The organism is Micrococcus sp. KRD077 (genome assembly GCF_017168505.1).
Taxonomy (GTDB): domain Bacteria; phylum Actinomycetota; class Actinomycetes; order Actinomycetales; family Micrococcaceae; genus Micrococcus; species Micrococcus luteus.
This window is the reverse complement of record NZ_JABFAZ010000010.1, coordinates 37,522-47,401: the sequence shown is the minus strand read 5'-3', so window position 1 is coordinate 47,401 and position 9,880 is coordinate 37,522. Positions and strand designations below refer to the sequence as shown.

Here is a 9,880-nt window from a genome sequence, read left to right as displayed (position 1 = left end):
GGCGCATGGAGGCCCCCTGGGGGGCGCGGCGGGCGAGCTCGAGGCGGGCGAGGTCGAGGTCGGCGGGGGCGGTGACCTTGAACGCGGCCGGGTCGCCGGGCACCACCACGACCTCGTGCCCCGCGGCCTCCATGACCATCGCATCGTCGGTGAGCGCCGCGGCGTCGAGCGTGGGGTCCGTGCGCACGGCCTCGTGGGCCGCCAGCAGGGTGTCCAGGTCGAAGCCCTGCGGCGTCTGGATCGCGCGCAGTCCGGCGCGGGCCGGCGTGGCCGCGACGACGTCGACGCCGCCCCGTCCGGGGGTGACCTGCTTGACGGTGTCCGTCAGCGGCAGGCCCGGGACCGCGGCGACCGCGCCGGTCCCGAGCGCCGCCGTCACGGCCCCGAACACGCTCGGCGGGGTCAGCGCGCGGGCCGCGTCGTGGACGAGGACGCGGCGGGGCGCCCCCGCCGGGGCGAGGTCGGCCAGAGCACGGGAGGCCGCGGCGAGTCCGGCGCGGACCGAGTCCGCGCGCTCGGCGCCGCCGGGCACGCAGTGCACGGGCACGTCCAGGCGCGGGCCGGCGTCGACCTCGGCGGCCACGCGGCCGGCATCGGCCTCCACCGGCGGGGTGAGCACCACGACGGCGTCCAGGGCGAGCCCGGCGGCGCGCGCGGCGGCGACGGACTCCAGGCAGTGGTGCAGGAGGGTGCGGCCGTCCGCGAGGGGGGCGAGGGCCTTGGGCAGCCCGGCGCCGAGGCGGGTGCCGGCGCCGGCGGCGGCGATCACGAGGGCGGTGGGCATGGCCTCATCCTAGGGAGCGCGCCAGGGTCCGTGGCCCGGGACCCCCATGGCGGCGACGGCCGTGGCCGGGGACGAGACAGGGGAGGGGCCCGCGTCGTGGACGCGGGCCCCTCCCCTGTCGTGTGCTGCTCGTCAGCCCTCGAGCACCTTGTCCAATGCCGCACGTGGGCCATGTGCGCAGCGCGATCGTGTTCGACATCCTCATCCGCTGGCTCGAGGCCACCGGGCTGCGCGTCACCTCGGTGCGGAACGTGACGGACATCGACGACAAGATCCTCGAGCACCTTGTCCAGGCGGCCCTCGGCCTCCTCCTCGGTGACCTTCTTGGCCAGCGCCAGCTCGGACACGAGCACCTGGCGGGCCTTCGCGAGCATGCGCTTCTCGCCGGCGGACAGGCCGCGGTCCTGGTCGCGGCGCCACAGGTCACGGACGACCTCGGCCACCTTGTTGACGTCGCCGCTGGCGAGCTTCTCCAGGTTCGCCTTGTAGCGGCGGGACCAGTTGGTGGGCTCCTCCACGTGCTCGGCGCGCAGGACCTCCATGACGTGCTCGAGCCCCTCCGCATCCACGACGTCACGCACGCCGACGAGGTCGACGTTCTCCGCAGGGACCTCGATGGTCAGGTCTCCCTGCGCCACCTTGAGCTTGAGGTACATCTTCTCCTCCCCCTTGATGGTGCGCATCTTGATCTCCTCGATCCGCGCAGCACCGTGATGGGGGTAGACGACGGTCTCTCCGACCTCAAAAACCATGTTGTTGTGCCCCTTTCAGTCGTCTCATTCTATCATGCGGCCTCGTCATGCCGCGCGCGCCGTCACATCGTCGGCCTCCGGATGTGATAGTGGACGACCCGGCGCCACGGGCCGGCCGGCGTCCCGGGATGCGGTAGCCTGACCTGGCAGGACCCCTGCCTCGGGGCTCCTGAGCACGTCATCGCACCTGAGGAGACCTCTGTGAAGAACGCATCCCGGCCCGCCCGGCGCCACCTCGCCGCAGGTGCGCTGGCCGCGGTCGCCCTGCTGGGCGCCACCGGCTGCTCCGCCGTGAGCCCGATCGCCACCGCCATCCAGTACTCCCCCTCGGACGGCATCAACGGCCAGGAGCAGGACTTCCTGAGCTACCGCAACCTCGCCCTCGTCGGCGACGGCGAGTCGGGCCCCGCCCGCCTGATCGGCACCGTGGAGAACACCTCCGGCCAGGATCAGACCTACACCTTCCAGGCCGAGGGCGGCGGCTCCGCGACCCTGAAGGTCCCCGCCGGCGAGAGCCGCAAGCTCGAAGACGAGGCGAACACAACCGTCCTGGAGCGCGAGGGCGTGTGGGTCGGCGAGAACCTGCCCGTGACCGTCTCCGGCAACGGCGGCACCGCCGACCTGGCCGTCCCGCTGCTGAGCGCCACCCAGGAGCAGTACCGTGACCTGCTCCCCGAGGGAGTCGAGCCCTCGGAGGAGGATCTCGTCGGGCACCTCCACGAGGAGACCCACCACTACGGCGAGGAGCACTGACCTCCGCCGGGCCTGCGCCCGGCACGCCACGGCCCCGGCCCCACCGCGAGGTGGAGCCGGGGCCGTCGTCGTCCCGGGTGCAGCGCGCCGGTCAGGCCTCGAACTTGTAGCCCAGGCCGCGCACCGTGACGAGGTAGCGGGGGCTCGAGGGATCGGGCTCGATCTTGGAGCGCAGGCGCTTCACGTGCACGTCGAGGGTCTTGGTGTCCCCCACGTAGTCGGAGCCCCACACGCGGTCGATCAGCTGGCCGCGGGTGAGCACGCGCCCGGCGTTGCGCAGCAGCATCTCCAGCAGCTCGAACTCCTTGAGCGGCAGGGACACCTGCTCGCCGTCCACGGAGACGACGTGCCGCTCGACGTCCATGCGCACGGGGCCGGCGCTGATGGTCGCCGACATCGGCTCCTCCTGCTCCCCCTGACGGCGCAGCACGGCGCGGACGCGGGCCACCAGCTCACGCGAGGAGTACGGCTTGGTCACGTAGTCGTCCGCCCCGAGCTCGAGGCCGACGACCTTGTCGATCTCCGAGTCCTTCGCGGTCAGCATGATCACGGGGACGTTGGAGCGCTGGCGCACCTGACGACACACCTCGGTGCCGGACATCCCCGGGAGCATCAGGTCCAGGAGGATCAGGTCCGCGCTGTCGCGCTCGAAGACGCTCAGCGCCTCGTTGCCGTCGGCGGCGACGGTGACCTCGAACCCCTCCTTCTCCAGGAGGTAGGACAGGGGGTCGCTGAACGACTCCTCGTCCTCCACGATCAGAATGCGGCTCATGCGCTCGTCTCCTTCCGGGTCGGGGGTGCGGCCGAGGCGGTCACCCGGTGACCGCGCCGCTCGGTGACGTGGGCGGCACCCGGCGCGCCGTCGACGGCGACACCGTCCCCCCACTCGGGCAGGCGGATGGTGAAGGTCGACCCGCGGCCCGGCTGGGACCAGAGGGTGACCTCCCCTCCGTGGTTGATGACGACGTGCTTGACGATGCTCAGCCCCAGGCCCGTGCCGCCCGTCTGACGCGACCGCGCCGCGTCCACGCGGTAGAAGCGTTCGAAGACCCGCTCCTGCTCCTCCGGGCTGATGCCGATGCCCTGGTCCGTGACGGTGACCTGCGCGAGCCCGTCCACGGAGCTCAGGCCGATGCCCACCGTGGTGCCCTCCGGGGAGTAGCGCACCGCGTTGTCCACCAGGTTGCGCACCGCGGTCATCAGCTGGTCCTGGTCCCCGTGCACCACCGCGTCCACGCGGCCGCCCACGCGCAGCGCGATGCCGCGGTCCTCGGCGGTCAGGCGCAGGCGGTCCACGGCGTCGGCGACGACGGCGTTGAGGTCCACGGGCCCCCCGTCCTGGACCACGTCCTTGGCCTGCAGCCGGGAGAACTCGATGATGTCCTGCACGAGGGCCGAGAGCCGGCGGGACTCGACGCCCAGGCGTGCGGCGAAGCGACGCACCGCCTCCTCGTCCTCCGCGGCGTCGCCGATGGCCTCGGAGAGCAGGGAGATGGCGCCCACCGGCGTCTTGAGCTCGTGCGAGACGTTGACGACGAAGTCGTGGCGCATGGCCTCGGTGCGGGTCACGTCCGTGCGGTCGTCGGCGAGGATCAGGATGTACTCCTCGTCCAGCGGGGCAACGCGCAGCTCGACGACGAGGCTCGACTGCCCGAGGGGTCCTCGGGGCAGCTCCATGCGGCGCTCGACGATGACGCCGTCGGCCCGCACGGTCCGCGTGAGCTCCCGCAGCTGGTCCTGGACGAGCGAGTGCCCCCGCACCAGGCCCAGGGCGTAGGCCGCGGGGTTCGCGCGCACCACGCCGTCGACGTCGTCCACCACCGCGTACGCGCGGCCGACCACGGAGAGGACCTCGGCGGCGCCCGGCGCCAGGGTGGGTTCGCCGACCGTCAGGTCCACCGTCCGCGAGCGCTCGGACGCCCGGAAGGCCAGCATGGAGGCCACTCCGGTGAACAGTCCGACCGCTCCGCACAGCAGGCCGATGATGACGGGATCCACGGCACCAGACTAGCCTCTGGCGGCCCGGAGACGGGCTGCCCCGGCCCCGCCAGACGCCGGACGATCGGCGTTCATGGGCCGTTCATCTTGCCCTGCCAGGGTGGACCGTTGCCCCGGGGAGTCGGGGTCGGCGGCGCACGGGCGTCGCCGGGGAGAGGAGACCATGCGCGAGCTCTACCGAGCCGACCTCGAACGGCTGGGCCGCGACCTGACCGAGATCGCCCGCCTCGTGCACCGCGCCATGATGGACGCGCAGGCCGCCCTCGAGGCGGCCGACGTGCACGGCGCCGAACGGGTCATCTCGGAGGACGCGCGGATCGACCAGCTGCAGGAGTCCCTCGACGAGCAGGCCGTGCGCATCCTGGCGCTGCAGGCGCCCGTGGCCACGGACCTGCGCACCGTCGTCGCCACGCTGCGGATGAGCTCCTCGCTCGAGCGCATGGGCGACCTCGCCCGCCACGTGGCCCAGCTGACCCGGCTGCGCTACCCCGAGCACGTCATCCCGGAACAGGTCCGGACCGTGATCACCGCGATGTGCGACGCCGCCGTGGAGGTGGCCGAGGAGGTCGTCCTGCTGCTCGAGACCCAGGACCTGGCGCACGGGGACCGGATCGACGCCCTCAACGAGGACGTCAACGCGCTGCACCTGTCCGTCTTCCGCGCGATCGCCGCCCCGGACTGGAGCGCGACGCCGGCCACCACCACGGACGTCACGCTGGCCTCGCGCTACCTCGAGCGGTTCACGGACCACGGCCTGTCCGTGGCCGCCAAGGTGCGCTACCTCGTCACGGGCGAGTGGGCGACCCACCGTCCGGACGCCACCGGCTTCTGACCGTCCCCGACGCCACGGGCCGGGCCCCCACCGGGGGTCCCGGCCCGTCGTCGTCGGGCGGATGCGGCGGCCGCCGGGGTGGACGCCGCCGGCTGCGTCAGTGCGCGGAGCCCTGGGCGGCCACGGCGGCGGCGCCGGCCGCGGCGGCCTCCGGGTCGAGGTAGCGGCCGTTCGCGGTGATCGGCTTGAAGTTCTGGTCCAGCTCGTAGACCAGCGGGATGCCCGTCGGGATGTTCAGGCCCGCGATGTCCTCGTCCGAGATGCCGTCCAGGTGCTTGACCAGGGCGCGCAGCGAGTTGCCGTGCGCGGCGATCAGCACGGTCTTGCCGGCCTTGAGGTCGGGCAGGATCTGCTCCTCCCAGTAGGGCAGCAGGCGGTCGATGACCTGCTTGAGGGCCTCGGTGCGGGGGGCGTCCTTGCCCAGGTCCGCGTAGCGCTCGTCGCCGATCTGGGAGAACTCGGAGTCGTCGTCCAGGGCGGGCGGCGGGGTGTCGAAGGACCGGCGCCAGACCATGAACTGCTCCTCGCCGAACTCCTCCTTCACCTGGGCCTTGTCCTTGCCCTGCAGGGCGCCGTAGTGGCGCTCGTTCAGGCGCCAGCTGCGCTTGACCGGGATCCACTGGCGGTCCGCGGCCTCGAGGGCCAGGTTGGCCGTGGTGATGGCGCGCTTGAGCAGGGACGTGTGGACCACGTCCGGGCGGATGCCCTCCGCCTCCAGCAGCTCACCGCCGCGGGCGGCCTCGGCGCGCCCCTTCTCGGTCAGCGGGACGTCCACCCAGCCGGTGAACAGGTTCTTCTCGTTCCATTCGCTCTGACCGTGCCGCAGCATGACCAGCGTGTACGTGGTGTTCGCCATGTCACCATCCTAGGCGGACCCGTCCCGCCGCTCCCCTACGCTGGAGCCCATGGTGGAGAAGGCCCGGCGGCTGCGCGCGCGCACGACGCCCGGCCCAGTCCCGGCACGGGGCCCGCAGGGCCACATCACCCGCGGCACGACGGCGGCGCAGCGGATGCGCCGGGTGGACCGCTGGCTCACGGACGTGCACGGCCCCCTGCTGCGGCGCACTCCCCGCCCGCTGGCCGTGGACCTGGGCTTCGGCGCGGAGCCGGTGACCGCCGTCGAGATGGCCCAGCGGCTGCGCGTGCAGAACCCGGCCCTCGAGCTGGTGGGCCTCGAGATCGACCCCGCTCGGGTGGCCCGGGCGCGGGAGCGGGCCGGCGGCCTGCCGGGGGTCACCTGGGCGGTCGGCGGCTTCGAGCTGCCCGTGCCGCGGCCGCCCACCGTGGTGCGCGCGTTCAACGTGCTGCGCCAGTACCGGGAGGAGGACGTGCCCGCGATCTGGTCCCTGCTGTGCGCGGGGCTCGCCGACGACGGCGTCCTCGTGGAGGGCACCTGCTCCGAGGACGGCCGGCGGGCGGCCTGGGTGGACCTGCGTCGGGACGGGCCCGCGAGCCTGACCGTGGCCCTCAGGCTGGGGTCCTTCGCCCGCCCCTCGGACGTGGCGGCGCGCCTGCCGAAGGTCCTCATCCACCGGCACGTGCCCGGGGAGCCCGTCCATCGGCTCCTGGCGGAGGCCGACGCCGCGTGGGCCGCGCACGCCCCGCTCGCGGCCTACGGGACGCGGCAGCGGTGGCTGGCGACGGTCGGCACGCTGCGCGCGGCTGGCTGGCCCGTGCTGGGCGGCCCGCACCAGTGGCGGCGCGGGGAGCTGAGCGTGCGCTGGGCGGCGGTGGCGCCGTCGTCATGAGGGCCGCGCCGACGGCGCGGGGCCCTCAGCGGCGCAGGGCCGGGCCCATGTCCTGGCGGGGGCCGGCGAGGTAGACGCACGCCACGCACGCGGCCACGAGGCCGAACATGCCCATCCCGCCGCCCGCGAGCACGCCGAGGAGCCCGACGACGGCGGCGACGCCGGTGAGGATCAGCCAGAAGCTCCTGTCCCGGCCCCCGATGCGGGCGAAGTCGTCGGGGCGGCGCCGGACGACGTCCACCAGCGCCCAGACCTCGAGCACGAGCGCGGCGATCGCCAGGACGCGGAACAGCCAGTGGTCGACGAGCAGGGCGAAGTGCATGGGGGCGCTCATGCCGGTCAGTCTAGGCGGTCGGCCCGGCCGGGTTCCCTCCCCGTCCGGGGCGGCGTCTAGGCTCGAGGCGTGAGCACCCAGACCGAGCATCGCGGCCTGTTCGTCGCCGTCGAGGGACCGGACGGATCCGGCAAGTCCACCCAGGCCCGCGCCCTGACCGAGGCCCTGCGCGCCGCGGGCCACGAGGTGGTGCTCACGCGCGAGCCCGGCGGCTCGGACCTGGGCGAGACGCTGCGGGAGCTGCTGCTGGACCCCGGGCACGCCCCCGTGGACCCCCGCACCGAGGCGCTGCTGTTCGCCGCGGCCCGGTCCGCCCACGCCGTCCGCACGCTGCGCCCCGCGCTGGCCCGGGGCGCCGTCGTCGTCACGGACCGGTATGTGGACTCGTCCGTGGCCTACCAGGGCGCGGCGCGCGGGCTGGGCGAGGCGCGGATCGCCGCCCTGAACGAGTGGGCCACGGACGGCCTCGTCCCCGATCTGACGGTGCTGATCGACGTGGACGCGGCCACCGCCGCGGACCGGCGTGACCGGCGCGCGGCGGAGGGCGAGGGCACCCCCGACCGCATGGAGCGGGAGACGGCGGACCGGCACGAGGCCCTGCGCGCCGCCTTCCTCGCGCGCGCGGCGGCCGCGCCCGAGCGGTACCTCGTGCTCGACGGCGCGCTGCCGCCGCAGGAGCTCACCGCCCGCGCGCTGGCCCGCGTCACCGCCCAGGCGGCCGACCGATGACGGCCCCCGCCCCCGCCGTGTTCGCGGACCTCGCGGGCCAGGAGGCCGCGGTGGCCCAGCTGCGCCGCGCCGCGGCCGAGGACCGTCCCACCCACGCCTGGATGTTCACGGGCCCGCCCGGCTCCGGCCGGTCGACGGCGGCGCGTGCGTTCGCCGCGGCCCTGCAGTGCGAGGTCGCAGACCCGGCGGCGCGCGGCTGCGGCGAGTGCCACGCGTGCCGCACCGTCCTCGGCGGCACCCACCCGGACGTGACCGTGCTGGCCACCGAGGCGGTGAGCTATCGGATCGAGGACGTCCGCGCCCTCGTGGAGGCCGGCCAGTCCACCCCCGCCACCGGGCGCTGGCGGATCTTCCTCATGGAGGACGCGGACCGCATGACGGAGCGCGCCACGAACGTGCTGCTCAAGGCCATCGAGGAGCCGCCGGCCCGCACGATCTGGATGCTGTGCGCCCCGTCCCCCGCGGACGTGCTCCCCACCGTCCGCTCCCGCTGCCGGCTGATCACGCTGAGCATCCCCGCCGTGGAGCAGGTGGCGGAGCTGCTGCACCGCCGCGACGGGCTGGACCGCGAGACGGCGCTCACCACCGCCCGGATCTCCCAGTCGCACGTGGGCATGGCCCGCCGCCTCGCGCGGGACCCGGAGGCCCTCGAACGCCGCGAGCGCATCCTCTCCCTGCCGCTCCAGGCCACCGCCGTCTCCGACGCGATGGCCCTGGCCGCCACGTTGGCCGAGGTGTCCAAGGCCGAGGCCGAGTCCGCCGCCGAAGCCCGGGACGCCGAGGAGCTCGAGGCACTGCGCCGCTCCCTGGGCCTCGAGCCCGGCGAGCCCGTCCCGCCCAAGCTCCGCCACCACGTCAAACGGCTCGAGGAGGACCAGACCCGCCGGCGGCGCCGCGCCGTCCGGGACTCGCTGGACCGGGCCATGATCGACGTCATGGGCCTGTTCCGGGACGTGCTGCGCGTGCAGCTGGGGGCCGACGGCGAGCTCATCAACGAGCACCGTCGGGACGAGATCGAGGCGTACGCCCGCGGCGCCGCCGGCGACTCGGCCGAGGTGCTCGCCCGGATCGACGCCGTCACCACGGCCCGCGAGCGCATCGCCGCCAACGTGCCGGAGCAGCTGGCCCTCGAAGCCATGATGCTGGCCCTGCTGCCCCGCCGGGTGCGCACCCCGCGACGTCGCTGAGCGGCCGCGCCGGGTGGACCGGCGCCGGCTCAGCGGGTGCGGACCACCAGGTCCGGCACGTCGGCCAGGCCCGGCACCACCCGGTCCGCGCCCGCCGCCAGCAGGACGTCGTCCGCGTCGCGACCCGTGCGCACGCCGACCACGAGTCCGGCCCCCGCGCGGCGCCCGGCCGTCATGTCCTCCGCGGTGTCCCCGACCACCAGGACGCTGCGGACGTCGTCGAGGTCGAGACCGAGCAGGGCGGTGAGGATCATGTCCGGGTAGGGGACGCCGCGGCCGGCGTCGTCCGGGGAGAGGCTCAGATCCGCCAGGCCCATCCACCCCAGCGACTCGAGGATCATGTTCTGGGTGTGGCGGGCGTAGCCGGTGCAGAGGCACACGTGGAGGCCGAGGGCGCGCAGGCGGACGAGCGCCTCCTCCGCGCCCGGGACGGCCTGGACGCCGTGCTCGGCCAGCAGCGCGTCGAAGGCCGCCTCGAACGTGCGGGTCGCCGCCGCGGCCACCGCCCGGTCGGCGAACACGCGGGGGAACACGGCCGTGTGCGAGGTGGGCCGGAGCGCGCGGAACCGCCGAGCGGCGTCGTCGTGATCCGGCGTGCCCGCCGGGACGCCGTGCTGGTCCAACGTGCGGGCGAACGCCGTGTCCTGGAGCCCGTGCTCCACGATGGACGTGCCGGACATGTCCACCACGGCCAGGCGGAGGGGCGCGGCTGACGAGGCCGCGGCGGGGGGTGCCGGGGTGCGACTGTCTCTTATACATATCT

At 74.5% G+C, this 9,880-nt stretch carries 11 protein-coding genes and 2 pseudogenes; 6 read left to right on the top strand and 7 right to left on the bottom strand.

Annotated elements, in window-relative coordinates:
* On the bottom strand, nt 1–784 hold a 784-nt coding region (locus tag J1M39_RS03770), incomplete at its 3' end, for an IspD/TarI family cytidylyltransferase (protein ID WP_206496469.1).
* A 155-nt stretch (nt 785–939) separates the two neighbouring features.
* Here J1M39_RS03770 and J1M39_RS03765 point away from each other — a divergent pair.
* A pseudogene (locus J1M39_RS03765) lies at nt 940–1,065 on the top strand (hypothetical protein); the annotation flags it as partial.
* On the opposite strand, the pseudogene J1M39_RS03760 reads toward J1M39_RS03765, so the two are convergent.
* Nucleotides 1,063–1,536: pseudogene (locus J1M39_RS03760) on the bottom strand (CarD family transcriptional regulator); the annotation flags it as partial. The pseudogenes J1M39_RS03765 and J1M39_RS03760 overlap by 3 nt on opposite strands.
* Before the next feature lie 201 nt (nt 1,537–1,737).
* Between J1M39_RS03760 and J1M39_RS03755 the strand changes: the two are divergent.
* Nucleotides 1,738–2,289, top strand: a complete 552-nt coding sequence (locus tag J1M39_RS03755) for a hypothetical protein (protein ID WP_036384688.1) — start codon at nt 1,738–1,740, stop codon at nt 2,287–2,289.
* Between the two features lie 91 nt (nt 2,290–2,380).
* Here the strand turns inward: J1M39_RS03755 and J1M39_RS03750 are convergent, their stop codons facing one another.
* Nucleotides 2,381–3,061, bottom strand: coding sequence for a response regulator transcription factor (locus tag J1M39_RS03750; RefSeq protein WP_002858071.1), 681 nt, complete (start codon nt 3,059–3,061; stop codon nt 2,381–2,383).
* On the bottom strand, nt 3,058–4,287 hold the full coding sequence (locus tag J1M39_RS03745) for a sensor histidine kinase (protein ID WP_036384686.1): 1,230 nt from the start codon (nt 4,285–4,287) through the stop codon (nt 3,058–3,060). Before J1M39_RS03745 ends, J1M39_RS03750 begins: the two co-directional genes overlap by 4 nt.
* A 163-nt stretch (nt 4,288–4,450) precedes the next feature.
* On the opposite strand from J1M39_RS03745, the gene phoU reads away from it, so the two are divergent.
* Nucleotides 4,451–5,119 carry a phosphate signaling complex protein PhoU gene (gene phoU / locus J1M39_RS03740; protein ID WP_041104719.1) on the top strand — a complete coding sequence of 223 codons (669 nt, stop codon included), beginning with the start codon at nt 4,451–4,453 and terminating at the stop codon, nt 5,117–5,119.
* Nucleotides 5,120–5,216: 97 nt separating this feature from the next.
* Here phoU and J1M39_RS03735 read toward each other — a convergent pair whose 3' ends face one another.
* Nucleotides 5,217–5,975, bottom strand: coding sequence for a phosphoglyceromutase (locus J1M39_RS03735; RefSeq protein ID WP_070708830.1), 759 nt, complete (start codon nt 5,973–5,975; stop codon nt 5,217–5,219).
* Nucleotides 5,976–6,024: 49 nt separating this feature from the next.
* Here J1M39_RS03735 and J1M39_RS03730 point away from each other — a divergent pair, with 49 nt between their 5' ends.
* Nucleotides 6,025–6,867: a hypothetical protein gene (locus tag J1M39_RS03730; protein ID WP_060974309.1), complete on the top strand. Its 843-nt coding sequence runs from the start codon at nt 6,025–6,027 to the stop codon at nt 6,865–6,867.
* Between the two features lie 25 nt (nt 6,868–6,892).
* Here J1M39_RS03730 and J1M39_RS03725 read toward each other — a convergent pair whose 3' ends face one another.
* Entirely contained in the window at nt 6,893–7,189 is a 297-nt protein-coding gene (locus J1M39_RS03725) for a DUF2516 family protein (protein ID WP_063189348.1), read from the bottom strand.
* Between the two features lie 81 nt (nt 7,190–7,270).
* Between J1M39_RS03725 and tmk the strand changes: the two genes are divergently transcribed.
* A complete protein-coding gene (gene tmk / locus J1M39_RS03720; RefSeq protein ID WP_036316043.1) occupies nt 7,271–7,930 on the top strand; it encodes a dTMP kinase in 660 nt (219 codons plus the stop codon).
* Entirely contained in the window at nt 7,927–9,117 is a 1,191-nt protein-coding gene (locus J1M39_RS03715) for a DNA polymerase III subunit delta' (RefSeq protein ID WP_063189346.1), read from the top strand. The genes tmk and J1M39_RS03715 overlap by 4 nt, the downstream gene beginning before the upstream one ends.
* A 29-nt stretch (nt 9,118–9,146) precedes the next feature.
* On the opposite strand, the gene J1M39_RS03710 is transcribed toward J1M39_RS03715, so the two are convergent.
* A complete protein-coding gene (locus tag J1M39_RS03710) occupies nt 9,147–9,878 on the bottom strand; it encodes an HAD family hydrolase (RefSeq protein WP_206496468.1) in 732 nt (243 codons plus the stop codon).
* Nucleotides 9,879–9,880 lie beyond the last annotated feature (2 nt).